Origin of the sequence: Streptomyces lavendulae subsp. lavendulae (genome assembly GCF_002803845.1) — a bacterium.
GTDB lineage: Bacteria > Actinomycetota > Actinomycetes > Streptomycetales > Streptomycetaceae > Streptomyces > Streptomyces lavendulae.
On the sequence record NZ_CP024985.1, the window covers coordinates 1,120,875 to 1,144,894 of the forward strand.

Annotated in this window: 18 protein-coding genes and 1 pseudogene; 9 read left to right on the top strand and 10 right to left on the bottom strand. The window is 74.2% G+C overall.

Annotated elements, in window-relative coordinates; translation table 11 throughout:
- Positions 1–3: 3 nt before the first annotated feature.
- Together SLAV_RS05060 and SLAV_RS05065 are read right to left on the bottom strand one after the other, a co-directional pair.
- Complete coding sequence (locus SLAV_RS05060) at positions 4–2,514, bottom strand: AAA family ATPase (RefSeq protein ID WP_030241329.1); 2,511 nt, start codon at positions 2,512–2,514, stop codon at positions 4–6.
- A gap of 8 nt (positions 2,515–2,522) precedes the next feature.
- Positions 2,523–5,435, bottom strand: a complete 2,913-nt coding sequence (locus SLAV_RS05065) for an AAA family ATPase (protein WP_100660786.1) — start codon at positions 5,433–5,435, stop codon at positions 2,523–2,525.
- 304 nt (positions 5,436–5,739) lie between these two features.
- On the opposite strand from SLAV_RS05065, the gene SLAV_RS05070 reads away from it, so the two are divergent.
- Positions 5,740–9,192: an ATP-binding protein gene (locus SLAV_RS05070; RefSeq protein WP_234333958.1), complete on the top strand. Its 3,453-nt coding sequence runs from the start codon at positions 5,740–5,742 to the stop codon at positions 9,190–9,192.
- Here the strand turns inward: SLAV_RS05070 and SLAV_RS05075 are convergent.
- The 3 genes and pseudogenes from SLAV_RS05075 to SLAV_RS42205 form a co-directional block, all read right to left on the bottom strand.
- Complete coding sequence (locus SLAV_RS05075; RefSeq protein ID WP_030241336.1) at positions 9,149–9,385, bottom strand: hypothetical protein; 237 nt, start codon at positions 9,383–9,385, stop codon at positions 9,149–9,151. The two genes, SLAV_RS05070 and SLAV_RS05075, sit on opposite strands and share 44 nt — an antisense overlap.
- A gap of 115 nt (positions 9,386–9,500) precedes the next feature.
- Positions 9,501–10,160, bottom strand: coding sequence for an RICIN domain-containing protein (locus SLAV_RS42200; protein WP_234333960.1), 660 nt, complete (start codon positions 10,158–10,160; stop codon positions 9,501–9,503).
- Positions 10,137–10,706, bottom strand: a pseudogene (locus SLAV_RS42205) (beta-galactosidase); the annotation flags it as partial. The gene SLAV_RS42200 and the pseudogene SLAV_RS42205, both read right to left, overlap by 24 nt.
- A gap of 224 nt (positions 10,707–10,930) precedes the next feature.
- Here SLAV_RS42205 and SLAV_RS05085 point away from each other — a divergent pair.
- The 3 genes from SLAV_RS05085 to SLAV_RS05095 all read left to right on the top strand — a co-directional run bounded on the left by SLAV_RS05085 (position 10,931) and on the right by SLAV_RS05095 (position 13,971).
- Positions 10,931–11,929, top strand: coding sequence for a LacI family DNA-binding transcriptional regulator (locus tag SLAV_RS05085; RefSeq protein WP_100660787.1), 999 nt, complete (start codon positions 10,931–10,933; stop codon positions 11,927–11,929).
- A gap of 46 nt (positions 11,930–11,975) precedes the next feature.
- Positions 11,976–12,770: a DeoR/GlpR family DNA-binding transcription regulator gene (locus SLAV_RS05090; RefSeq protein WP_030241344.1), complete on the top strand. Its 795-nt coding sequence runs from the start codon at positions 11,976–11,978 to the stop codon at positions 12,768–12,770.
- A gap of 106 nt (positions 12,771–12,876) precedes the next feature.
- A complete protein-coding gene (locus SLAV_RS05095) occupies positions 12,877–13,971 on the top strand; it encodes a carboxylate-amine ligase (RefSeq protein ID WP_030241346.1) in 1,095 nt (364 codons plus the stop codon).
- A 30-nt stretch (positions 13,972–14,001) separates the two neighbouring features.
- On the opposite strand, the gene SLAV_RS05100 is transcribed toward SLAV_RS05095, so the two are convergent.
- A complete protein-coding gene (locus SLAV_RS05100) occupies positions 14,002–14,277 on the bottom strand; it encodes an isoamylase early set domain-containing protein (protein WP_030241349.1) in 276 nt (91 codons plus the stop codon).
- A gap of 244 nt (positions 14,278–14,521) precedes the next feature.
- Between SLAV_RS05100 and SLAV_RS05105 the strand changes: the two genes are divergently transcribed.
- A complete protein-coding gene (locus SLAV_RS05105) occupies positions 14,522–14,827 on the top strand; it encodes an SHOCT domain-containing protein (protein WP_100660788.1) in 306 nt (101 codons plus the stop codon).
- Between the two features lie 105 nt (positions 14,828–14,932).
- Here the strand turns inward: SLAV_RS05105 and SLAV_RS05110 are convergent, their stop codons facing one another.
- From SLAV_RS05110 to SLAV_RS05125, 4 genes are all read right to left on the bottom strand, one after another.
- Positions 14,933–15,388 (bottom strand): DUF6325 family protein, encoded by a 456-nt coding sequence (locus SLAV_RS05110; RefSeq protein WP_199922260.1) that lies wholly within the window; start codon positions 15,386–15,388, stop codon positions 14,933–14,935.
- 133 nt (positions 15,389–15,521) lie between these two features.
- Positions 15,522–16,256 carry a GAP family protein gene (locus tag SLAV_RS05115; RefSeq protein WP_030242031.1) on the bottom strand — a complete coding sequence of 245 codons (735 nt, stop codon included), beginning with the start codon at positions 16,254–16,256 and terminating at the stop codon, positions 15,522–15,524.
- A gap of 18 nt (positions 16,257–16,274) precedes the next feature.
- Positions 16,275–16,694 (bottom strand): SHOCT domain-containing protein, encoded by a 420-nt coding sequence (locus SLAV_RS05120; protein ID WP_030242029.1) that lies wholly within the window; start codon positions 16,692–16,694, stop codon positions 16,275–16,277.
- Between the two features lie 41 nt (positions 16,695–16,735).
- Positions 16,736–17,569 (bottom strand): class II glutamine amidotransferase, encoded by an 834-nt coding sequence (locus tag SLAV_RS05125; RefSeq protein ID WP_030242028.1) that lies wholly within the window; start codon positions 17,567–17,569, stop codon positions 16,736–16,738.
- 274 nt (positions 17,570–17,843) lie between these two features.
- Between SLAV_RS05125 and SLAV_RS05130 the strand changes: the two genes are divergently transcribed.
- The 4 genes from SLAV_RS05130 (at position 17,844) to xdhB (ending at position 24,019) form a co-directional block, all read left to right on the top strand.
- The gene (locus tag SLAV_RS05130; protein ID WP_030242026.1) at positions 17,844–18,182 is read left to right on the top strand and encodes a carboxymuconolactone decarboxylase family protein; all 339 of its coding nucleotides are present in this window, start codon (positions 17,844–17,846) and stop codon (positions 18,180–18,182) included.
- Positions 18,183–18,242: 60 nt separating this feature from the next.
- Complete coding sequence (locus SLAV_RS05135; RefSeq protein ID WP_030242025.1) at positions 18,243–19,673, top strand: DUF2252 domain-containing protein; 1,431 nt, start codon at positions 18,243–18,245, stop codon at positions 19,671–19,673.
- Positions 19,674–20,144: 471 nt separating this feature from the next.
- Entirely contained in the window at positions 20,145–21,623 is a 1,479-nt protein-coding gene (locus tag SLAV_RS05140) for a xanthine dehydrogenase small subunit (protein WP_030242023.1), read from the top strand.
- Positions 21,620–24,019, top strand: coding sequence for a xanthine dehydrogenase molybdopterin binding subunit (gene xdhB / locus SLAV_RS05145; protein WP_030242022.1), 2,400 nt, complete (start codon positions 21,620–21,622; stop codon positions 24,017–24,019). Before SLAV_RS05140 ends, xdhB begins: the two co-directional genes overlap by 4 nt.
- The last annotated feature ends 1 nt before the right edge of the window (position 24,020 follow it).

Consider the following 24,020-nt stretch of genomic DNA (forward strand, 5'->3'; position numbering starts at 1 on the left):
GGCTCAGTCCTTGTCGGGGAGGGGACGGGAGAGGTCCGCCCGGCCGGAGAGGCCGAGCTTGCGGTAGACGCGGCTGAGGTGCATCTCGACCATGCGCCGGGACACGCCGAGGCGGAGCGCGATCGCCCCGTTGGTGAGCCCCTCGCGGACCAGTTCGGCGGCGCGCGTCTCGGCCGCGGTCAGCTCCTCGCGGACCGGCTCGCCGGCGTGCGCCGCCGGGAAGGGGCCCTTGGTCCGGCCCCCGGCTCCGGGTGGCGGGGTCGGGGTGCCGTGTGCGCCGGTCAGTGCCCGGACCCGGCGCGCCCGGCGGGGCGCGGCCCACTCGGCGGGGGTGTCCTCCCGGAGCAGCAGCCGCGCCGCCTCGTCCCGGGCCGCTCGGGCCCGTTCCCCCTCGGTCACCCGCCCCACGGCGAGCAGGGCCGTACCGATGGCGCTCGCGCTCCCCCACGCCCGGGCCTCGGCGAGTTCCGCGGCGGCGAGACATGTCGCCCCGGTCCGGTCGCCGCCGCCCAGGCGGGCGAGGGCGGCCGCGGAGCGCCAGGGCACGAAGGAGGGGTTGGTCCACCCCCGGGCCAGTAGCCCGCGTCCGCATTCCAGCAGGTCCGGCAGTGCGGCCCCGTGGTCGCCGGTGCGCAGGCCCAGGCGGCCCCTGGCGTAGAGGAACGTCGGCCACCACATGCCGCTGACCGCCCGCAGGGGCACTTCGGCCGTGGCGGCCCGGCCCGCGTCGTCCACCTCGTCGCGCTCCAGGTGCAGCAGGATCCGCAGGGCGGTGGTCAGCGGCACGGACTTCACGGATCCGGAGCCCTGGGACGCCGCCCATTCGGCCTCCGCCAGGTCCTGTTCCGCCTCCTGGAGCCAGCCCCGGCGCAGGGCGACGCTCGCGCGTACGGCCAGGGCCGCGGCGACGGCGGTCCGCGCCCGCAGCGCGCGGGCCTGCGCCACGATCGGGTCGAGGCCGGCGGCGGCGTCCTCGTGGGAGTCCGCCAGGGCCAGCGCGTAGCAGGCCGCCAGCCGTGTGGTGAACAGCGGCGGGTGGCCGGGCGCGGGGCGCAGCGCGGCCCCGGCCAGGGCGCGCACGCGGGCGGGCGGCAGCGCCCCGGAGAGGGCGCCGCGCAGGGCCGCCACGCCTTCCTGCGCGGGCCCCCGGGGCGGTACGGGCAGCGGCGGTACGCGGGCCGCGACGTCCGCGCTCTCCTCCGTGGGCGCCGTGTCCTCGATCAGCCAGTGCAGGGCGAGGAGGGCGTTGCGCTCCGGCTCCGGGGTGTCCGGGTGGGCCAGTGTCCGGGGAAGGGCGGCGGCGCGGCGCACCGTCGTCTCGTGTCCGCAGGTGGCGAGGAGGTCCGCGGCCCGCAGCCGGTCCGCGGCCGGGACGTGGTCGTCGGGGCTGTTGAGCAGCCGCCACCCCGCGCGCTCGTCGCAGTCGGGGCCCTCGCCGAACGGGTCCGCGTCGGCGGACGGGCCCGGGTCGGCGGGCGGGGCGGTGCGGGGGGCGAGTACGGCGGCGCGCGCATGCAGGGCCGCGCGCTCCGCCCCGGTCAGGCCGGCAAGGGCCCGTTCGGCGACGCCCGGTGGTGTGCGCGGGGCGTCCGTGCCCTCGACGAGGCCCGTGTCGGTCAGCAGGCACAGCGCGCGGGACACCGGTACGGTGCGCAGTGCGGCCAGTTCGCCCAGCGCGGCGGGGCCGAGGTGCGGCCCGGCGGCGGCGATGGCGCGCAGGAGGCGGACGTGCTCCTCGGACAGGCCGTCGATCAGCCGTGCGGTGCGGTCGCCGACGGACTCGGCGGCGCGCCGGGGCAGTTCGGCGGCCGTGTGCGCGCTCGGCTCCAGCCCGTCCGCGTCGATCCCGTCCACCACCGCGCGCAGCACGGCCGGGTTGCCCGCGCAGGCTTCGGCCGCGGCTCCGGCGAAGGCCGGATCCACGGGCCCCTCGAAGGCGGCGGCCAGCATCGCGGCCACGCCGAGCGGGGTCAACGGGCGCAGTGCGAGGCGGGCGACGGCGGCGGGGGCTTCGTCGGAGCGGCCGTCCTGGCCCGGCCGGCCGGCGGGGACGGCGCCGCGGGTCCCGGCGACGAGGATCGCCAGGGGCGCGCCGCGGGCCCGCCGGATCAGGGCCTCCAGCCAGTGCCGCGAGTCCGCGTCCGCCCACTGCGCGTCGTCGACGGAGAGCAGCAGCGGACGTTCGCGGGCCGCGGCGAGGAACAGCTCGCACAGCGCGGGCAGCGGCAGGGCGGCGGGGGCCGGTGCGCCGGGGGTGTCCGGCCCGGCCAGGAGCTGGGTGACGATGCCGAAGGGCAGGGCCGATTCCGTCGGGGAGCCGGCCGCGTGCGCGACGGCGCATCCGGCGTCCCGCGCCCGCGCGGCGGCGTACCGCAGCAGTGCGCTGCGGCCGGTGCCGGGGGCTCCCTCGACGGCGACGACGCGGGAACGTCCGGCGAGCAGGTCCGCCACGGCCGCGCGCAGCAGCGCCAGTTCACCGTCCCGCTCGACGAGGGCGGCGGAGGTCCGGTCCATGCCCGCGATCACCGCGCGCCCGTCTGCGGGCGGGGCCCGGACGGGGCGGGGGCGAGGGCGCGGAGCGCGTCGGGGAGGTCGGCCCGGCCGACCAGCCCGAGCTTGCGGTAGACCGAGGTGAGGTGCATCTCCACGGTGCGCCGGGCGATGAACAGGGTCTCGGCGATCTCCTGGTTGGTGGCGCCCTCCGCCGCCGCCCCCGCGACCCGGTGCTCGATGCCGCTCAGCGGGCAGGGCCGGGGGCGCGCCGCCGCGCCGGTGCGGGGAGCGGGGCCGGGCCCGGTGAGGCCCGCCGCGGCCAGCGCCGCCCGGACCCCGGCGGTCAGGGCGGGCGAGCCGCAGCGGCGGGCCGTCTCGTGGGCGCGGCCCAGGTGGCGGCGGGCGCCCGCCGTGTCGCCGCACCGCGCCAGGTGCCCGCCCAGCAGCAGTTCGGCCCGCGCCCGGTCCAGCCGGGCCTGGGACCGGGACAGCGCCTCGACCGCGCCGGTCAGGAACTCGGTGCGCCGGTCCCCGTCGGCCACCGTGCCCGCCGCCAGGAGGGCGTGCCCGAGGGCGTACGGGGTGCCCCAGCGGTCGGCCAGTTCCCGTGCCTCGGCGGCCAGTTCGGCCGCTTCGGCGGTGCGGCCGAGCCGGACCAGGGCCGTGACGGCCAGGGGTCGCCAGGGGGCCCAGGGCCGCCCGTCGAGGCCGGCCTCCGCGAGTCCGTGCTCGCACCGCAGCGCACACACCAGCGCGCCTTCCGCGTCCCCGCGTCCGAGCCGGATCCGGGCCCGGGCCATCAGGTACGGGATCCTGCCCAGGAGGGTGTGGTCCAGGTGGCTGGAGGCGACCCGGTCGAGCATCGTCTCCGCGGCCTCGGTGTCGGCCTGCTCCAGCCGGACGCAGCCCCAGGCGACGAACGGCAGGGCCGAACCGCCCGGACCGGGGTGTTCCACGGCTTCCAGAGCGGCCCGTGCGTCGAGGGCCGCGCCGGGGACGTCGCCGAGGCGGTGGCGGACCATGGAGCGTTCGGCCAGGAGCGACCAGCGGGGCAGGCAGCCGCTGTCGTCGGTCATCGCCAGGTCCAGCATCTCCAGAGCCATGCCGGGTTCGTCGGCCAGGTGGAGCACCTGGGCCGCGCGGGCGCGCATCCAGTCCCGGGGGGCGGCGCCCTCGGCCCGGACGGCCCGGCCCACGAGGTCCACGGCCTCGCGGGCGGACTCCCCCTCGACGGCGGCGAGCAGGGCCCGGGCGAGGAGGCCGGCGCTCCCCTGCGGCGCCGGCTCCTCCCCCAACGCCGCCCGGGCGCGTTCGCGTACGGCGGGGAACGCCGACGGCCGGTGCAGACCGGCGGCGAGGACGGCCAGTTCGACGGTCCCCCGCAGTGCGCGGTCCTCGGCGTCCGCGCCGGGCTCCTCGGCCGGGCGGGCGGGCGTCCGGGAGAGCACGGCGAGGGCCGCCGCCGCATCGCCCGCGGCGAGGGCGGTCATCGCGAACTGCACGGCCACCGAGGCGCGCAGGCGGACGTCCCGGGTCTGGTCGAGCAGGCCGCGCAGCGCGTCCAGCGCTTCGGCGGGGTGGGTGGCGGCCAGCGCCCCGGCCAGTTCGAGGGCGGTGCGCACCCGGCCGGTTTCCTCGGGCTCGGCCTCCATCAGCCGCCGCAGGTACGGGACCGCCGCCGACCGGGGGCCGGTGCGGCCCGCGCGTTCGGCGGCGTCGCGCAGGGCGCCGAGCATCCAGCCCTCGTCGAGCCGGGGCAGGGGGAGCAGGTGCCTCGCCACCTCGGCGGAGGCGAAGCCCTCGTCGTTGAGGAGCCGTGCGGCGCGGGTGCGCAGGCGCACCAGTTCCCCGGGCGGGGCGGCGGCGAGCACGGCCGCGTGGAAGGCCTCCTCCCCGTCGACGGAGAGGAGTTCGTCGTCCCGGTGGCCGTCCAGGACCGCCGGGACGAGGCGGGGCGGCACGCCGGCGAGCGCGCCGACGCGTTCGGGAGAGGCGGTCTGGCCGGTGCCCCCGTCCGCCGGGGACGGCGGGCGGTCACTCCGGTCCAGGACGGCGGCGGCCCGTACGACGCGCAGCTCCGTCTCGGTCAGACCGCGCAGGTGGGCCCGTACCGACGCGGCGTGGACCTCCCGCCACGCCGCGTCGACCTGCCCCACGGACCGGGCTTCGGGCCGGACGCCCGCGCGGCGCAGCCGTAACAGGATGCGTCGCAGGAGGAGGGGGTTGCCGTCGGAGAGTGCGGCGCAGCGCCAGGTGAAGGGGGGTTCCGGCGCCTGCCCCAGGATGGCCTCGACGGTCTCGGCCACCTGTTCCTCGGCCACCGGCCCGAGGCCGACGAGGCGGGTCCCCGGATGCCGGACGATCCTGGCGAGCGCCGAGCGGGCCGGTCCGGTACCGGAGGCGCCCCAGGCGAGCACGGTCAGCAGCCGCGCGCTCTCGGTCCTGCGGATCAGGGACTCCAGCCAGCGCAGGGACGGCCCGTCGCACCACTGCGCGTCGTCCACGACGATCACCAGCGGGCCCCGCGCCATGAGGGTGGAGGCCAGCCATTCCGTGCGGGGCGGGACGCGCTCGGCTTCCGCGCCGGGCCCGAACAGCTCGCGGACCGCGCCGTATTCGGTGGTCGCGCGCTCCGGGCGGCCCGCGGTGTGCAGCACGGTGGCCCCGCGCAGTCGGCCGTCGCGGCGGAAGCCGTCGATCAGGGCCGTCTTCCCGATGCCCGTGTTCCCGCGCACCACGACGCACCCGGCGCGGCCGGCGTCGGCCGCTTCGGCGCACGCGAAGAGGGCGGCCAGTTCGCCGGAGCGGCCTGCGGGTCCGGGGGTTCGGCCGGCCGCCACGGGGGAGCGGCCGGCCGCGCCCGGCTTGGTGGGCTCCGCGCTCACCGCGGCGCGGGCCGGTCCGCGCTCCCCGCGCGCGGACGGGGGAAACGCTGTCTGCATGGTGACGGTCCTCGGGTGGATTCCTGTTCGTGCGGCGCGGTCCGGCGTTCGGCGGGGCGGGGGTGACGGCGGGCCGGACCGTCGACCGGCGTACGGTGGCCGGCCGCTCCCCGTCGTTCGGCGCCCCCCGGTACCGTGCCATCCTGCACCGCCCCCCTTGCGAACGCCTTGCCAAGGGCTTGCCGTGGCCGAACGGCCACCTTGGAATACGCCGTTCATCATGTGATGATCCAATTTGTCTGGCGGCGGTGACGCGGTGCCGACCGAGTGCCAGCGCAGCCACGTGTGCAAGATGGGGAGCTCCATGCCCGCAATTCCGACGGCGGACCGTCCGGCCGAGCCCCTGCTGAGGGTGCTGGGCCCCATGGCGGCCCGCCACGACGGACGCGACCTCCCGCTCGGCCCGCCGCGCCGGCGGGCCCTGTTCGCCCTGCTCCTCGTACGCCTCGGACGCGTCGTGCCCACGGAGGTCCTCGTCGAGGAGCTGTGGGGCGGGGAGCCGCCGCGCCAGGCCGTCGCCACCCTCCAGAGCCACGTCTCCCACCTGCGCCGCGCCCTGCGGCCGGCGGCCGCGGCGGCCCGGCTGTCGGTGCGCCACCGGGCCCAGGGCTACGTCCTCGACGTCGATCCGGAGCAGGTCGACGTGTGCCGCTTCGAGCGGCTGGTCGCCGAGGGGCGGCAGTTGCTCGAACGGCAGGATCCGGCCGGGGCGCGCGACCGGCTGGCGCAGGCACTGCGCCTGTGGCGGGGGTCCCCGTACGCGGAGTTCGACGCCCATCCGTCGCTGTACGACGAGACGACACGGCTGGAGCAGCTCCGGCTGACCGCCGTGGAGGTCCACGCGGAGGCCCGACTGCTCCTCGGGGCGGACGAGGAGGTGGCCGCCGACCTCGACGGGGAGGCCCGCCGCCACCCGACCCGGGAACGCCTCGTCGGCCACCTGATGACCGCCCTGTCCCGGCTGGGCCGGCAGGCGGAGGCGCTGGAGGCCTACGAACGCACGCGCGTCCACCTCTCCGAGGAGTTCGGCGTGGAGGCCGACGCCGAGCTGCGCCGGATCCGGACGGCGCTCCTGACCCGCGAACCGGAGGCGGCCGTTCCCGTCCCGGCACCGCGCGCGCGGGAGCGGCCCCGCACCGACGGCGCCGGGGAGGCGGGCCGCGGCGGCACGCCCGTCCCGGCCCCGCCCGCACCCGGCCCCGCCCACCCCGCGCCGCCCGGGGCGGACGATCCCCTCGACGCCCCGTCCGGGGACCGGTACGAGGACCCGGCCGAAGACCGGTACGCGGACCCGTGCCCGGACGGGGACGGCGGGACGGCGCCCCGGCAGGCGGTGGACGGCCCGTCCGAGCAGGGCCGGCCGGCCGGGCCCTCGCCGTTCACCGGGCGCTTCCGCGAACTGGACGGCCTCACGGCCGCCGTGGCCGACGTGCGCGTGGGTCACGGGCACGTGGCCGGGGTGCTCGGCCCCGCCGGCATGGGCAAGACCCGCCTGCTCCTCGAACTGGCCCCCCGGCTGGAAGCCATCGGCTCGGGAACGGACGGGGACGAGGGGCTGGAGGTGGTCTGGAGCCACTGCTTCCCCGGCGAGGGCGTCCCGCCCTACTGGCCGTGGACGCAGGTCCTGCGCCGGCTGGCCGCCACCCGCCCCGAGGCCTTCCGGGACGCGGCGAGGCCCTTCGGCGCGCTGCTCTCCCCCGTGATGCCCGAGCGGACGGCCGGGGCCGGTGGCGCCGCCGGAGCCGGATCCGATGCCGGAGCCGACTGGGCCCAGGCCCGGTTCCTGACCAACGACGCGGTCTGCGAGGTGCTGCTCGCCCTGGCCGGCCGACGCCCGCTGGTGCTGTTCCTGGAGGACCTGCACTGGGCCGACACCGCCTCCCTGGACCTGCTCCGTCTGCTGAGCACCCGCCGCCACGGCCACCCGCTCGCGATCGTGCTGACCGCCCGCGACTTCGAGGTCGAATCCGACGCCACCCTGCGCCGGACCCTCTCCGAGGTCCTGCGCGGTCCGCGCACCCAGACCCTGCGGCTGGACGGGCTCTCCCGCCGGGCCGTCGCCGCGCTCGTCCGGGCGCAGGCCGGGCCGGGCGTGGACGCGGAGGTCGTCGAAGTGCTGCACCGGCGCAGCGAGGGCAACCCGTACTTCGTGATGCAGCTCCTGTCCCTCCTCGGCGACGCCCGCAGCCTGCACCGGTCGGACGCGGTGGACACGCTGCTGTCCCGCGTGCCCACCGGCGTGCGCGAGGCCCTGAACCAGCGGTTCGCGAAGCTGCCCGGACCGGTCCTGCGCGTGCTGCGGCTGTGCGCGGTCCTCGGCACCGAGGTCGACACCGACCTGCTGCACCGCACGGTCGCGGGGGACGAGCCGGTGACCGAGGCGCTGGAGGCGGCGATCCGCGCCGGCCTGTTCGAGGAGGACCCGCACCATCCCGGGCGGCTGCACTTCGCCCACGCCCTGGTGCAGGAGACGCTCGTCGCCGAGCTGGCCCGCCAGGACCTGCACCGGCTGCACGCCAAGATCGCCGAGGCCCTGTGCGCGCGCCGGCGGGGGCGGGTGGGTGACGAGGAGATCGAGCGGGTGGCCCACCACACCTGGCACGCCGAGCGCGCCCTGCCCGCCGGGAGAGCGCTCCCGAGACTGCTCCAGGCCGCGGAACAGGCCGAGCAGCAACTGGCGTACGAGCGGGTGGAGACCTGGCTGCGCCGGGCGGTGCACCTGATCGGCTTCCTGCCCCCGGACGAGACCGCGACCGTACGCCTCGAACAGCAGCTGCACATCCAGCTCGGCCAGGTCCTGGCCACCACCCGCGGCTACGGCCATCCGGAGGCGGAGGCGGCGCTGGCGCACGGCCGGGCGCTCAATCCGGTGACGCGGGCCCCGGAGGACCCGTCGGTGCTCTGGGCGCTGTGCGCGGCCTACCTGGTCACCGGCCGCTACGACGCCTCACGGCAGTTCTCCGGCCTGTTGCGGGAGATGTCGCACCACGCCGAGGAGCCGGTGGCGGTGCTCGGAGCGGCGTACGGCGAGGGCATCGTGCTGCACGTGCGGGGGATGCTGCCGCAGGCCCTCGCCGAGCTGGAGCACGGTGTCGAGAGGGCGGACCGGTACGCCCGCGACGGCCATTCCCTGGCCCGGACCTTCCAGCACGACCCGCGCGTCTCCTGCCGGTCCTACAACGCGTTCACGCACTGGCTCCTGGGCGACCGCCCGACCGCCACCGCGCGCCGCCGCGAGCTCCTGCGCCTGACCGCGTACGACAGCAGACCCTCGGACCGCTGTTTCGCCCTCTACGTGGACGCGGTCGTGGCGGCCTGGGAGGGCGACGCGGGCACGGCCCTGTCCTCGGGCGCCGAGGGGGTCCGGCTGGCGGGAGAGCACGGGCTGCTCTACTGGAAGGCCATGCTCGGCCTGCTGGAAGGCTGGGGCCTGACCCATTCCGCACGGGAGGCGGAGGGCCTGGGCCTGATGCACGCCTCGATGGACCGGCTGCGCGGCTCCAGGACCCTGCTGCGCCACCCCCTCCACCTGGGCCTGCTGGGCCAGGCCCAGCATCACGCGGGGCGCCGGGAGGAGGCGCAGGAGACCTTCCACGCCCTCCTGGCCGCGGTCGAAGAGCGCCGTGAGGACGTCTACCTCCACCCGGCGCTCCCCGCCACGGGGCTCATCCGTACGCTGCTCGGCCCCGCGGGGACGGTCGCCGTCGCCGCGCCTAGGCCGGGTTCCAGTGGAACCTCCCGCCCCCGACCCACCTGACCTCCCCGGGATCGTCGAGGTCGTGGATGGTGACCCCGGCGGCGGCCGCGGAGAGGAGCACGTCCGTCATGGACCGGGCGGTACTGAAGACCTCGCCGTCGATTTCCACGATGCGGAAGGGCGGGTCCCCGGGCTGCACACCGAGCACGGTGACGCGCGCCGGGGAGATGTAGGGAATCGTGCCTTCGGTCATCCGAAGCTCGCCTCCACTTCACGGCCGGGGCCGACGCGGGGCGCGGACCCGCTCTACGTGTACCCCGCTTCGGCACGACTCATGCGCCCCACCCGTCCCTGGGGCGGGCTGTCGGTCAGGTGATCGTCCAGTGCTGGAGGGCCGATCCGGTGTCCGGTTGCTGGGTGACCGGGGAGCCGGCGGCCGTGGAGGCGGTGGTGAGGAGCAGCCCGCTCTTCACCGAGGTGACGGTGTGGGTGCCGTCCTGGCCCCGGACGACGGTCCAGCGCTGGTTCGCGCCGCCGTGGCAGGTCCACTGGATCACCTTGGCGCCCGCCGCGGTGGATCCGCCGCTGATGTCGGCGCAGAGGCCGGACTCGGCGTTGACGATCTCGTAGGAGCCGTCCGGCTGACGCGTGAAGTTCCACTTCTGGTTGGCGCCGGTGTTCGGCGTGTACGTGATGAGCTGGGTGCCCGCGGTGGTGCTGTGGCCGGGGTCGTCGAGGGCCCGGCCGCCGGAGACGAGCGTGCGGGTGCCGTCGAGGGTGCCGGGGGCGGGTCCCACCGCCGTGAGGGTCAGGGTCTGCTCGGCCGCCGTGCGCGCACCGCCCACCCCGCCACCGGTGTCGGTCCAGGAGCGGGCCGGGGTGGTCTCGGCCGGCCGGGAGGCCACGGCCGACAGGGCGATGACCAGCCCGCTGTACCGGTTGACGAGGCGGTGGGTGCCGGTGGGTCCGCCGTCGGCGGAGGTGCCGGGGACGACCCACCACTGCCGGCCGGTCAGCGCGTCGCGCACCCACCGGAGGTAGGCGTGGTCGTCGCCGTGGCTGCCGTACTCGTTCTCGATCTGTACGGCCACCACGGGGCCGCCGTGGCGGGCCTGGAGGGCCGCGATGCGGGGGATCAGCGCGTCGAACCAGCGGGCGACCGCTGCCAGGAAGGGCGGGTGGGAGGTGCGCGGGCGCATGCCCGGGGTTCCGGTCAGCCAGGCGGGGAGTCCGCCGTTGTCCCATTCGGCGCAGATGTAGGGGCCGGGCCGGACGATCACGTCGAGCCCGGCCCGCCCGGCCAGGCCGATGAACCGCTCCAGGTCGCGCGGGCCGTCGAAGCGGACGTCCCCCGGGGTCCGCTCGTGGAAGTTCCAGGGGACGTAGGTGTCGACCGTGTTGAGTCCGAGGGCCGCCACGCGCTCCAGGCGGTCGGCCCACTGTCCGGGGTGGACGCGGAAGTAGTGCAGGGAGCCGGACAGCACGCGGTGCGGTCGGCCCGCGCGCAGGAAGGCACCGCCGGTGTGGGTCAGCGTGGCCGGTGCACCGCTCGTGGCCCGCCCTCCGGATGTTATCGATGCCAAGGCCCCTCCCGGCGTCCGCGACGGCTCTTCGGAGATCGATCCCGGGTCGGACTATGGCAGAGAATGTTATCGATGCCAATGGAGTGCGCACATCTGCCCCGCAGCCCGGCGGGAACCGGCCGGGGCGGCATGGGGGGCGATATCATCCGTGCTCGTGACGGGAAGGGGGCCCCATGGCGAGGCGGAGCGTCGGTGACCAGGAGCGGCCTCCCGCAATGACGGACGTCGCCCGGGTCGCCGGGGTGTCGGCGCAGACCGTGTCGAGGGTGCTTTCGGGCCACCCGAACGTCCAGGAGCGGACGCGCGCGAAGGTGGTGGCCGCCGTCGAACAGCTCGGCTACCGGCGCAACAACGCGGCGCGGATGCTGAGCTCCGGCCGGAGCCGCACCATCGGGGTGGTGACCCTGCAGACCACGTTCTACTCGCGGGCTGCCGTCACGTCCGGCATCGAGTACGCGGCCCAGGCCGCCGGGTACGCGGTCAGCACGGCCACCACGACCTCCCTGGACACCTCCGCGATCGAGGGGGCCCTGGCCAGGCTGGCCGACCAGGGGGTCGAGGGCGTGGTCCTGTCGGTGCCGCCGATCCACACCAGCGAGCGGATCGAGCAGCTCACCCGGTCCACGCCCACCATCACGATCGGCGGATCGCGCACCGACGCGACCGGGGTCGTGGCCGTCGACCAGGACCTCGCGGCCCGCCTGGCCACCCGGCACCTGCTGGAGCTGGGCCACGACACCGTCTGGCACGTCGCGGGTCCGGCGCACTGGCTGGAGGCCGCCGGCCGTCGCGACGGCTGGCGCGCGACGCTGGAGGCCGCCGGCCGACCGGTGCCCCCGCCGCTGGAGGGTGACTGGTCCCCCGCCTCCGGTCATCGGATCGGGCTGGCCCTGCGCCGCGTCCCGGACGTCACCGCCGTCTTCGTGGCGAGCGACGAGATGGCCTTCGGCGTGATCAGGGCCCTGCACGAGCTCGGCCGGCGGGTCCCCGAGGACGTCTCCGTCGTCGGGGTCGACGACATCGAGCTGGCCGCGTACTGCACCCCGCCCCTGACCACCGTGGCGCAGCCGTTCGACCGGATGGGAGCCCTGGCCGTGGAACGGCTGCTGCGGCACGTCGCGGATCCCGGCACGGTGTCCGCGCCTGCGTCGGTCGAACCGGAACTCGTCGTACGGGCGAGCACCGCCCCCGCGAGGAATCCCAAACAAAACTGAACAAAATCCACCGAATACCAACGGATCCGCATGTTATGTTGACGCCATGCAACTGGCCCAGCAAAGGCGCGCGTTCATCATGGAGACGGTGCGCCGCGACGGCGCGGTCCGGGTCGCCGAGCTCGTCGAACGGCTCGCCGTGTCCGATATGACGGTCCGCCGGGACCTGGACGCGCTCGCCGCGCGCGGCCTGGTCGAGAAGGTGTACGGGGGCGCCGTCGCGGCACCCGGAACCCGCGTCGAGGAACCGGGGTTCGACGCCAAGACCGCACTGGCCGGCCCCGCCAAGGCGGCCATCGCGGAGACGGCCGCCGCCCTGGTCGAGCCGGGCAGCGTGGTCGCGGTCTCGGCCGGCACCACCGCCTGCGCGGTGGCCGCCCGGCTGCTGGACGTCCCCCGGCTGACCGTGCTCACCAATTCCCTGCCGGTCGCCGAGCTGGTCCGGTCCGCGTCCCGCGACCGCGGGGAGGCCGCGGTCCCCACCCTGCTGCTGACCGGCGGCGCCCCCACCCCGTCCGCCGCGCTCGTGGGCCCACTGGCGGAGCTGGTGATCTCCTCCCTCCATGTCGACCTGTTGATCCTGGGCGCGCACGGCGTCAGCGAGGAGGCCGGCCTCACCACCCCGAACCTGGCGGAGGCACAGACCAACCGGACCCTGATCGGGGCGGCCCGGCGGGTGGCGGTGGTCGCCGACCACACCAAGTGGGGCACGGTGGCGCTGAGCGGATTCGCCCCGCTCGACCGCATCGACTGCTTCGTCACGGACGCCGGAATGCCCGCGTCCGGCCGCGAGGTCCTGGCGGACACCGTCGGCGAGCTGCTCGTCGCCGGGGCGGAGTAGCCGCGACCTGCACCGGAGCGCCACACGGACCGGCCGGTTGTGCACCATTGCGCCCAAATAGTCCTTTACCTGGGTGATCGTGGCAGGTTCGGGGTAGGCACCCGGCATGATCACTGTTGGGGTCGAGGAGGAGTACCTGCTGGTCGACCCGGATACCCTCCTGCCCACGCCGCTCGTGCAGGAGGTCCGCGCCACGGCCCGGCTGGCACCGATCGCGGACGAGCAGGAGGTCCAGGACGAACTGCTCCAGGCGCAGATCGAGGTCGCCACTCCCGTGTGCACGGCCCTGGAGGAGGTGGGTGGTCACCTCCTGCGGCTGCGGCACGCGGTCGCCTCCGCCGCGCAGACGAACGGCTGCCGCATCGCGATCACGGCCACGGCACCGGTCAGGGGCGCCCTCCCCGTGCCGATCACGGGCTCGGCGAGGTACCTGAAGATGCGGGGAGAGGCCCGACTGCTCGTCGACGAGCAGCTGATCTGCGGCATGCACGTCCACGTGGGGGTGCCGGACCGGGAGACCGGAGTGGCCGTCCTGAACCGGTTGCGCGTCTGGCTCCCGACGCTGCTGGCGCTCTCCGCGAACGGGCCCCTGTGGGACGGCCGGGACACCGGCTTCGCCAGCTGGCGCACGATCATCTTCGGCCGGTGGCCGGTCAGCGGCCCCGCACCGTACTTCGCGGGACTCGCCGACTACGAGGCGCGGGCCGACGCACTGCTGGAGTCGGGACTGGTCCCCGACCGGGGGCAGCTGTACTGGCACGCCCGGCTCTCGGAGCGGTATCCGACCGTCGAGGTGCGCTGCTGTGACGTGCAGCTGGAGGCGGACGACGCGGTGATGCTGGCCGGGGTGGTCCGCGCGCTCGCCGCCACCGCGATCGCCGAGGAGAAGGCGGGGGCCGCTCCCGCGCTGTGCCGGCCCGAGCTGTTGCAGGCCGCGACGTGGCACGCGGCCCGGCACGGGATGGCCGGCACCCTGATGGACCCGCAGGGCCGGCTGCGCAGCAGCGGCGACGTGCTGTGCATGCTGCTGGGCCACATCGCCCCCGCTCTGGAGGAGAGCGGTGACTACCGCGAGGTGAGCTCGCTCCTCCACAGGCTGCTCCAGCGGGGCACGGCGGCCGACCGCCAGCGCCGGGCCCTGGCCGAGGCGGGCCTGCCGGCACTGGCGGCCCTGATCACGGCCGACGAGAGCACCGGGTGAGCCGTCGGCCGGGCCCGGAGCGGGCGGCTCTCAGGTGCGCAGGCGGCTGTTGGTCCCGTCGTGGTCGTCGGCGCTCTCGTCGTTGAACCAGTAGTCGCCCGCGGCCAGGTAGCGGAAGGAGTGCACGCTCTTCTCGGGCAGGGCGACGGTGACGGCGCGCATGCCGTCGCGCCGGGGGGCCAGGGTGTGGGCGCCGGGCTGCCAGTCGTTGAAGTCGCCGACCACGCTGACGGGGCCGGGCGGGGTGTTGGCGGGCAGGACGAAGGTGACCTCGGTGCGGTCCTTGCACTGCTTGCGTTCGAGCACGGGGAGGGGCTCCTGACGGCAGGGCTGTTGTGTCTGCCCATGCTCGGACCGCGGACGGTGCCCGGCGGGCGGACGCGCCCGTGGCACCGCGCCGCCTTCACCCGCCCGGCGCTCCGCCGGGGACCCCGCCCGCCGGGCCCGCCGCCGTGGCGCGGCGTGCCCCGGGCGCAGGTGCCATCCTGGGAGGAAGTGGACGGCCTACGCCCGGCCCCTCGGGCAGGCCCCGTCAGCAAGGGAGAACCACGTGCCTGGTCTTCTTCGAGGAGTCGCGCGGACCGCTGTGGTCGCCGGTACGGCGACGGCGGTCTCCAACCGCGTTTCGCGGCGGCAGGGCGGCCGGTGGGCCGAGCAGGAGGCCCAACAGCAGCAGGCCGCCGCGGCGGCCGCCCCCGCTCCCCCTCCGCCCCCTCCGCCTCCCCCTGCCCCGACGATGGCGGACGACATGAGCAGCCGGATCGACCAGCTGAAGGAACTCGGAGCCCTGAAGGAGCAGGGACTCCTCACCGAGGAGGAGTTCGCGCAGCAGAAGAGCAAGCTCCTCGGCGGCTGAGCGGCCGGCCGTGGGGGGCGGGCATCGCAGGCGCCCACCGGCGGAGGGAACGTCCCTCCGCCGGTGGGCGCCTGCGATGCCCGATTCCCACGGCCGGCCGCGTGACTACCCGCCCTCTCCCGCCTCCTCCGCGTCGAGGGAGGCGAGGATGGCCTGTACGGGGATGCGGCCGCTCGCCACCATCTGCGCGCCGGCGCGGCGCAGGGCGCGGGCGAAGGGTGCGGCCCACCGGTTCTCGTAGACCAGGATCGCGGCCGCGTTGCCCGGATCGAGTGCGTTGCCCGCCTCGTCGAGGTCGTCCTGGTCGAGCAGGTCGGACGACGCTCCGTCGAAGACGGACAGGCTCACGGCGCCCGCGTCGTCCTGGTCGAGGCCCTCGATTTCGAGGGCGGTGACGGTTCCGTCCGCATCCTTCTGCACGAAGCGGAGGTCGAGGATTCGGATGAGTCCCTTGTCCACCAGGTCGATCAGCAGGGGGAACGCCTCGCCCGTCAACCGGGTTCCCGGGAACTCGACGACCAGGTAGTCGACGGGGCCCATTTCTTCGATGTCGTCGTTCATGAACGCTCCTGGCTTCGTCAGGGTGGGGTAACGCGTCGGTGCCCGGACGTGATCCTGTTCTCATTGCAGCACCCGCCCCGCGGCGCCGCACCTCCGCGCCGCGGCGACGGCGCGGGGTGTACGGAGGCTCGGATCAGCCCGTTCCGGTGAGCTGGTAGAGGCTCCTGGCGACGAGCCACAGCCCCAGGAGGAGGCAGGTGACGACGATCGCCGGGTCCTTGTGGCGCTCCAGCCACCCGCGCAGGCCCAGCAGGACGCTCTGGGCCTTGCGGGGCGAGAACACCATGTACAGCTCCATGGCCAGCAGGGTCGAGGTGGCCAGGACGCAGAAGGCCATGAGGGCCAGGAAGGACTGGGGGTGGGAGAGGTCGGCCTGTACGACGGTGGCGGCGGCGGCGCTGACCATCCCCCAGGGCTGGAGGAGCACGGCCAGGCCGGCGGCGGACCATCCGGTGGCCTCGTCCATCCGCGAGGTCACGGACGAACCGGAAGCGGAAGCCGCCTCCGGCGCGGCCGCGTCCCCCTCCACCGCGTCCCCCTCCACCGCGACCGGCGCCGCCGCACCGGCGCCGGTCGCCGTACGGCGGCTGCGGCGCCTGCGGTGTTCGCTGTACACGACCAGGCCCAGGCCGATGACCAGCGTGGCCACGAGCGCTCCGATCGACGGGGGCGAGCGCGGTGGCGGCGGCTGGCCGCCGGTGAGGAGCAGGACGAGCGCCATCACGGTCACCAGGCACGCCAGCCACGCGAAGATGAACGCGAGGCCGTTGCGCACGCCGCGGGACCCGGACACCACCAGCACGAAGGCCATGATGGGCAGCGGGAACAGCGTCACGGCCAGGCCGATGAGGAGCAGGTCGAGCACCATGGCGGCGGCTCTCCGCCCTCAGGAGTCGAGGACCTTGGCCTTGGCCCGCTCGTACTCGTCCGCCGTGAGGTCACCGTCGTTCTTGAGCCCGGCGAGCCGCGCCAGTTCCTCGGCCCTGCTCGTGGGCCCGGCGGTCTCGCGGACGTAGGAACGGAAGGACCGCTCCTGCTCCTGGGCCCGGGCGAGGGCGCGCTCGCCCATCCCGCGGCCGCGGGCGATCAGGTAGACGAAGATGCCCAGGAAGGGCAGCACGATGACGAAGGCGGTCCATCCGGCCTTGCCCCAGCCACCCAGCCCGTCGTCGCGGAAGATGTCCCCGATGACGCGGAAGAGCAGCATGAACCAGAGCACCCAGAGGAACCACCACATCATCACCCAGAAGGAGTTCAGCAGGGGGAAGCCCTCGTCGTCCGCCAGGTTGAGCAGCGAGATCTGCATGGCCCGGTCTCCTGTTTCTCGGGATGGGACGGGCGGCCCGCTCAGGCGGGCGCCGGGGTGAAGGGGAACAGGCCGTCCGCTCCGGGCCGCACGAGGCCGTAGCTGCTCTCCGGTACCTCGTGCCAGGCCCCCGGCAGGTCCCCGAGGGGTTCGGAGACGATGAGGCGGGTCTCGTCGGAGACCTCCTGGAGGAAGGCGACATCCGGGTGCAGCCGGCGCAGCGCGTCCACCCGGCTGCTGTAGAAGAGGGACCGGGACTCGTGCTGGCTGGAGTAGCGGAAGGCCCACACGCTCTCGCCGTCGGTGACGGCGACCGTCATCTGGAGGGGGAACTCCACCCCGTGGTCGTGTCCGGCCCGCTCCACGACCCCCGCCATCCGGGCGATGGCGGTGGGCGGGTCCTGGTCGAGGCCGAAGGTGAGGGCGAGGTAGAACATCGTCTCGGAGTCCGTGGTCCCGCCGATGTCGGCGTACAGCGCGGGGTCGACGAGCATCGTGAGGTCCCGGCGCATGAGGTGGAACCCGTTGATGGCGCCGTTGTGCATGAACATCCAGCGGCCGTGCCGGAAGGGGTGGCAGTTCGACTGCTGCACCGCCGTCCCGGTCGACGCCCGGATGTGGGCGAAGAACAGGTGGGAGCGGACGTGGTCGGCCATCTCCCGCAGGTTGCGGTTGTTCCAGGCGGGGCCGACGTCCCTGAGGAGCGCCGGACTGGGGTTGTCCTCCGCGTACCAGCCGACGCCGAACCCGTCACCGTTCGTCGTCTCCACGCCGAGCTTGGAGTGCAGGCTCTGGTCGATCAGCGAGTGGGCCGGTTTGTACAGGATGGTGTCGAGCAGCATGGTTGTTCCCGAGTAGGCGAGCCATCGGCACATGCGTCATCACCTGCGTCCCTGCGGCATCGCGGGAAGCGGATGCGCCTTCCCGCTCGTCCCCCGGATGTACGGCCATCCCATTCTGGGGTCGCTCCCCGGGGAGCGCCACGCGGAACCCCGCGGGACGCGGCCCGCCGCGGGCGCCCGCCCTGCCGTGCGGGGCACCCGGGGCGGACCTACGGTTGATGCAGGCCCGGCGCCCGCGGGATGCCCGATGCTCCCGCAACCAGCCCGACCCGGCCCGGCGCCGGAGGCACACGGGAAGGCACCCGGAATGGCCACTGCATCAGAAACCCCCGTCCTCGACACCCTCGCCGCCATGACGGTCGACTCGCTCGAACGGTGCGGGATGAGCCCGGACATGCTCATCCTCACGCGCATCGCGGCCCTCGCCGCCTCGGACGCCCCGCCGATCTCCTACCTGGCCCACATCGACCCCGGCATCAGGGCGGGCGTGACCGCCGAGCAGCTGCAGGACGTCCTGGTCGCGATCGCCCCGATCGTGGGTACGGCCCGCGTGATGACGGCGGCGGGCAACCTCACCTCCGCCTTCGGCGTCGCCATCGCCGTCGCCGACGCCGCGGCCGAGGCCGAGGTCGAGGCCAGGCGCTGACAGCAGCCGCGCCCCCGCACCGGTGACGGAGCGGGGGCGGGTGCGGTAAGGAGGCCCCGGATGTCCCAGCAGTCGACCACGGCGATGCGCGCGTCGATCCGCGCCACTCCCGAGGAACGCGCGGCACTCGGCAAGGAGGCCCGGCGCCGCTCACCGAGGTCGGGACACGCGGTGTACGAGCCGGCCGCGGACCGACGGGATCCGCTCAGGATCCTGGAGGCGCAGTCCGCGGCGCGGGTCCCGGAGCTGGTGCCGATCCGCTACGGCCGGATGACCGAGTCCCCGTTCCGCTTCTACCGGGGTGCCGCCGCGATCATGGCCTCCGACCTGGCCGGGAGTCCGGATTCGGGCATCACCACCCAGCTGTGCGGAGACGCGCACCTGCTGAACTTCCGGCTGCTGGCCTCGCCGGAGCGGGAGCTGATGTTCGACATCAACGACTTCGACGAGACCCTGCCGGGTCCCTGGGAGTGGGACGTCAAACGGCTGTCGGCGAGCTTCGTCATCGCGGCGCGGGCCAACGGCTTCGACGACGCCGAGCGCGCCCGCGTCGTGAGCGCCACCGTACGTTCGTACCGCGAGGCGATGACCCGGTTCGCCGGCCTGAGCAACCTCGACGTCTGGTACACCAAGGTCGACGCCGCCGGTCTCAAGGCACTGATCACCGGCCAGCTCCGCAAGGAAGGCCGGCGCAAGCTGGACCGGGCCCTGGCGAAGGCACGGTCCCGGGACACCCTCCAGGTCTTCGACAAGCTCACGCGGGTGGTGGACGGGCACCGGAGGATCGCGGCGGACCCCCCGCTGCTCGTCCCGATCGCCGACCTGCTGCCGGACTCCGAGCGCAGTGCGCTGGAACGGCAGTTCCGGGCGCTCATCGAGCAGTACGCGGTCACCCTGCCGTCCGACCGGCGGCACCTGCTGGCGGACTACCACCTGGCGGACGTCGCCCGCAAGGTGGTCGGGGTCGGCAGCGTCGGCACCCGGTGCTGGATCTTCCTGCTGCTCGGCCGGGACGGCGGCGACCCCTTGTTCCTGCAGGCCAAGGAGGCCGACGAGTCGGTGCTCGCCGAACACCTCGGGGCGAGCCTCTACCGCAACCAGGGCGAGCGCGTGGTCGCGGGGCAGCGGCTGATGCAGGCGACGAGCGACATCTTCCTCGGCTGGCAACGGGTCGACGGTTTCGACGGCAGGCGCCGCGACTTCTACGTCCGCCAGCTGCGCGACTGGAAGGGCATCGCGATGCCCGAGACGATGACGCCCCCGCAGCTGGAGGCCTTCGGCGGGGTCTGCGGCCTCACCCTGGCCCGCGCGCACGCACGGTCCGGCGACCGGATCGCGATCGCCGCCTACCTGGGCGGCGGCGACGCCTTCGACCGGGCCCTCGTGACGTTCGCGGAGGCCTACGCCGACCAGAACGAGCACGACCACCGGGCACTGCTCGACGCGGTGCGCACGGGGCGGCTGCCGGCGGAGGAGATCCCCGCCTCCTGACCGGACGTGTCCGGCGCCCGCTCCGGGGTGGGAAGGCAGTCAACCAACGGAGCGGGTGTGGACACGACTGGTTGCGCGTACGAAAACTCTCGGCCTGAAGTGGTCTTCCTTCATGGAATCGACCCACATAAGGCTTGACCAATGAACCTACGGCGTCGTAAATTCGAGCGCAGCGACTCGTGAGCAACTGGAAGGAGGCGAAGTCGGATGTCCACCATCTCCGCAGCGCCTCGCCCGGCTCACCAGGTCGCCTGGGCTCCTGGCCGTGTCGCACACGGCTGCTGAACAGCCCCCCTTCCCGGCGTGCCCGTCGCGGCCCCGGACCTCTCCACCTCTTTCACCCTTTACGGCACGTCGTAACGTGCTGCTCTGCTGCGCTCCGGGTTTTCGAGCTGCGCCACTGAAATAGAAAGCTCATGAAATGGCGACTAGGATGGTCAGATCAATCGCGCGCCGAAATGGGGACGTGCCATGGTAGCGGCGCGTATCACGGTCAACGGAAAAGAAACCCCCATCGCCCCGGCCGCACCCCACACCACGGTGCTGGATTTCCTGCGCGATCGCGGCCTGACCGGAACCAAGGAAGGCTGCGCCGAGGGTGAATGCGGCGCCTGTTCCGTCCTGGTGGCCCGTCCCGGTGTGAACAAGCCCACCGACTGGGTGGCGGTCAACGCCTGCCTGGTCCCGGTCGCTTCGCTCGACGGCCAGGAGGTCATCACCTCCGAGGGCCTCGCCACCGTCGACGAGTCGGGCACGCCGACCGCGCTGCACCCCGTACAGGAGGAGATGGCCGTCCGCGGCGGCTCCCAGTGCGGTTACTGCACGCCGGGATTCATCTGCAGCATGGCCTCCGAGTACTACCGGCCGGACCGCTGCGCGCACGCGGAATCCGCGGAGCCGTCGGACTCCGCCCACGCGGACGCCGAACACGGTCCGAACGGTTTCGATCTGCACTCGCTGAGCGGAAACCTGTGCCGCTGCACCGGTTACCGCCCGATCCGCGATGCCGCGTTCGCCGTCGGTTCGCCCACCGAGGACGACGTCCTCGCGCAGCGCCGGGACCAGGCGCCGCCGGAGCCGGCCGCCACCGAATACACCCAGGACGACAGCGTCTTCCTGCGGCCGGGCACCCTGGCCGAAGCGGTGCAGCTGCTGCGCGACCGGCCCGAGGCCGTGGTCGTCGCCGGCAGCACCGACTGGGGCGTGGAAGTGAACATCCGCTCCCGCCGCGCGGGCTGCGTGGTCGCGGTCGACCGGCTCTCGGAACTCCGTGGGCTGAAGGTCGAATCCGACCACATCGAGATCGGAGCGGCACTGACGCTCACCGAGATCGAGCGCCGTCTCGACGGCAGCGTCCCGCTGCTGGCCGAACTATTCCCGCAGTTCGCGTCCCGCCTCATCCGCAACAGCGCCACCTTCGGCGGCAACCTGGGTACCGGCTCCCCCATCGGCGACAGCCCGCCGGTGCTGCTCGCCCTGGAGGCGTCGCTGGTGCTCGCCGACGCCGACGGCGAGCGCGAGGTGCCGCTGGCGGACTACTTCACCGGCTACCGGCAGAGCGTGCGCCGTCCCGGCGAGCTGATCCGCGCGGTGCGCTTCCCGCTGCCGCTGTCGCCCGTCACCGCGTTCCACAAGATCGCCAAGCGGCGCTTCGACGACATCTCCAGCGTGGCCGTCGCCTTCGCCCTCGACATCGAGGACGGGATCGTCCGCAAGGCGCGCATCGGCCTGGGCGGCGTCGCCGCCACCCCCATCCGCGCCCTCGCCACCGAGGCCGCCCTGGAGGGCAAGCCGTGGTCGGCGCAGACCGTCGAAGCCGCGGCCGAGGTGCTGAAGGCCCAGGGCACCCCGATGAGCGACCACCGCGCCAGCGCCGGCTACCGCTCCGCGATGCTCGGCCAGAGCCTGCTGAAGCTGTACGCCGAAACCACCGAGGCGGTGTCGTCATGAGCCAGTTGTCCGAGATCCCCGAGAAGCCCGTCGTCGGCGTATCCATGCCGCACGAGAGCGCCACGCTGCACGTCACCGGCACCGCGCTCTACACGGACGACCTCGTCCACCGCACCAAGGACGTGCTGCACGCCTACCCGGTCCAGGTCTTCAAGACCCACGGCCGGATCACGGCGCTGCGCACCGAGCCCGCGCTCGCCGTGCCCGGTGTGGTCCGCGTGCTCACGGCGGCGGACGTGCCCGGTGTCAACGACGCCGGCATCAAGCACGACGAGCCGCTCTTCCCCGACACGGTCATGTTCCACGGCCACGCGGTCGCCTGGGTGCTCGGTGAGACCCTGGAGGCGGCCCGGCTCGGTGCGGAGGCCGTCGAGGTCGAGCTCGACGAACTGCCCTCCCTGATCACGCTGAAGGAAGCCATCGCGGCCGAGAGCTTCCACGGCGCCCGGCCGCTGATGGTGGCCGGAGACATCGACGCCGGCTTCGCCGATTCCGCGCACGTGTTCACGGGTGAGTTCCAGTTCTCCGACCAGGAGCACTTCTACCTGGAGACGCACGCGGCGCTGGCCCTCGTCGACGAGGCCGGGCAGCTGTTCATCCAGAGCAGCACCCAGCACCCCTCGGAGACGCAGGAGATCGTCGCGCACGTCCTCGGCCTGCACAGTCACGAGGTGACCGTGCAGTGCCTGCGGATGGGCGGCGGCTTCGGCGGCAAGGAGATGCAGCCGCACGGGTTCGCTGCCATCGCCGCCCTCGGCGCGAAGCTGACCGGGCGGCCGGTGCGGGTGCGGCTCAACCGCACCCAGGACCTGACGATGTCCGGCAAGCGCCACGGCTTCCACGCCACCTGGAAGATCGGCTTCGACGCCGACGGCCACATCCAGGCCCTGGACGCCACCCTGACCGGCGACGGCGGCTGGAGCCTGGACCTGTCCGAGCCGGTGGTGGCCCGCGCGCTGTGCCACATCGACAACACGTACTGGATCCCCAACGCCCGCGTCGCCGGTCGCATCGCCAAGACCAACAAGACCTCCAACACCGCCTTCCGCGGCTTCGGCGGCCCCCAGGGCATGCTGGTGATGGAGGACATCCTCGGCCGGTGCGCGCCGCTGCTCGGCTTGGACCCGATGGAGCTGCGCGAGCGCAACTTCTACCGGCAGGGCCAGTCGACGCCGTACGGCCAGCCGGTCCCCCAGCCCGAGCGGATCTCCACCATCTGGCGGCAGGTCCAGGACGACGCGGCCGTCGCCGACCGCAAGCGTGAGATCGCGGCCTTCAACGCCGCGCACCCGCACACCAAGCGGGCGATCGCGCTCACCGGGATCAAGTTCGGCATCTCGTTCAACCTCACCGCCTTCAACCAGGCCGGTGCGCTGGTCCTGGTCTACAAGGACGGCTCCGTCCTGATCAACCACGGCGGCACCGAGATGGGACAGGGCCTGCACACCAAGATGATGCAGGTGGCCGCGACCACGCTGGGCATCCCGCTGCACAAGGTGCGCCTCGCCCCGACGCGTACGGACAAGGTGCCCAACACCTCGGCCACCGCGGCCAGCTCCGGTGCCGACCTGAACGGCGCCGCGATCAAGAACGCCTGCGAGCAGATCCGCGGACGGCTGCTCCAGGTCGCCGGCACCCACCTGGGCGGGAACGCCTCGGACGTGCGCATCGTCGAGGGCGTCGCCCGGATCCTCGGCAGCGACAAGGAGCTGGCCTGGGACGACCTGGTGCGCAGCGCGTACTTCCAGCGGGTCCAGCTGTCGGCGTCCGGCTTCTACCGGACCGAGGGCCTGCACTGGGACGCGAAGTCCTTCCAGGGCTCCCCGTTCAAGTACTTCTCCTACGGCGTCGCCGCGTGCGAGGTCGAGGTGGACGGCTTCACCGGCAAGTACAAGATCCGGCGCGTCGACATCGTGCACGACGTCGGCGACAGCCTCTCCCCGCTGATCGACATCGGTCAGGTCGAGGGCGGCTTCGTGCAGGGCGCGGGCTGGCTCACGCTGGAGGACATGCGCTGGGACACCAGTGACGGTCCGAACCGCGGCCGGCTGCTGACCCAGGCGGCGAGCACCTACAAGCTGCCGAGCTTCTCGGAGATGCCCGAGGAGTTCAACGTCAGGCTGATGGAGAACGCCACCGAGGAGGGCGCGGTCTACGGGTCCAAGGCGGTCGGCGAGCCTCCGCTGATGCTGGCGTTCTCGGTGCGCGAGGCGCTGCGGCAGGCCGCCGCGGAGTTCGGGCCCGCCGGAGCCAGCGTGGAACTCGGCGCCCCCGCGACGCCGGAGGCCGTGTACTGGGCGATCGAAGCGGCCCGCAAGGGCGGCACGCGGCCCGAGGGCGACGCGGGCGACGGCAGCGAGCTCCTCGTCGACGCAAGCGTTTTGAGCAATGCCTGAC

Bases quoted from the DNA above. Each gene is read 5' to 3' on its own strand.
- SLAV_RS05120 (WP_030242029.1), bottom strand. From the start codon at position 16,694: ATGCAGATCTCGCTGCTCAACCTGGCGGACGACGAGGGCTTCCCCCTG.
- SLAV_RS05115 (WP_030242031.1), bottom strand. From the start codon at position 16,256: ATGGTGCTCGACCTGCTCCTCATCGGCCTGGCCGTGACGCTGTTCCCG.
- SLAV_RS05085 (WP_100660787.1), top strand. From the start codon at position 10,931: ATGACGGACGTCGCCCGGGTCGCCGGGGTGTCGGCGCAGACCGTGTCG.
- SLAV_RS05075 (WP_030241336.1), bottom strand. From the start codon at position 9,385: ATGACCGAAGGCACGATTCCCTACATCTCCCCGGCGCGCGTCACCGTG.
- SLAV_RS05130 (WP_030242026.1), top strand. From the start codon at position 17,844: ATGGCCACTGCATCAGAAACCCCCGTCCTCGACACCCTCGCCGCCATG.
- SLAV_RS05140 (WP_030242023.1), top strand. From the start codon at position 20,145: ATGGTAGCGGCGCGTATCACGGTCAACGGAAAAGAAACCCCCATCGCC.
- SLAV_RS05110 (WP_199922260.1), bottom strand. From the start codon at position 15,388: ATGAACGACGACATCGAAGAAATGGGCCCCGTCGACTACCTGGTCGTC.
- xdhB (WP_030242022.1), top strand. From the start codon at position 21,620: ATGAGCCAGTTGTCCGAGATCCCCGAGAAGCCCGTCGTCGGCGTATCC.
- SLAV_RS05095 (WP_030241346.1), top strand. From the start codon at position 12,877: ATGATCACTGTTGGGGTCGAGGAGGAGTACCTGCTGGTCGACCCGGAT.
- SLAV_RS05125 (WP_030242028.1), bottom strand. From the start codon at position 17,569: ATGTGCCGATGGCTCGCCTACTCGGGAACAACCATGCTGCTCGACACC.
- SLAV_RS05090 (WP_030241344.1), top strand. From the start codon at position 11,976: ATGCAACTGGCCCAGCAAAGGCGCGCGTTCATCATGGAGACGGTGCGC.
- SLAV_RS05135 (WP_030242025.1), top strand. From the start codon at position 18,243: ATGTCCCAGCAGTCGACCACGGCGATGCGCGCGTCGATCCGCGCCACT.
- SLAV_RS05060 (WP_030241329.1), bottom strand. From the start codon at position 2,514: ATGGACCGGACCTCCGCCGCCCTCGTCGAGCGGGACGGTGAACTGGCG.
- SLAV_RS05065 (WP_100660786.1), bottom strand. From the start codon at position 5,435: ATGCAGACAGCGTTTCCCCCGTCCGCGCGCGGGGAGCGCGGACCGGCC.
- SLAV_RS05070 (WP_234333958.1), top strand. From the start codon at position 5,740: ATGCCCGCAATTCCGACGGCGGACCGTCCGGCCGAGCCCCTGCTGAGG.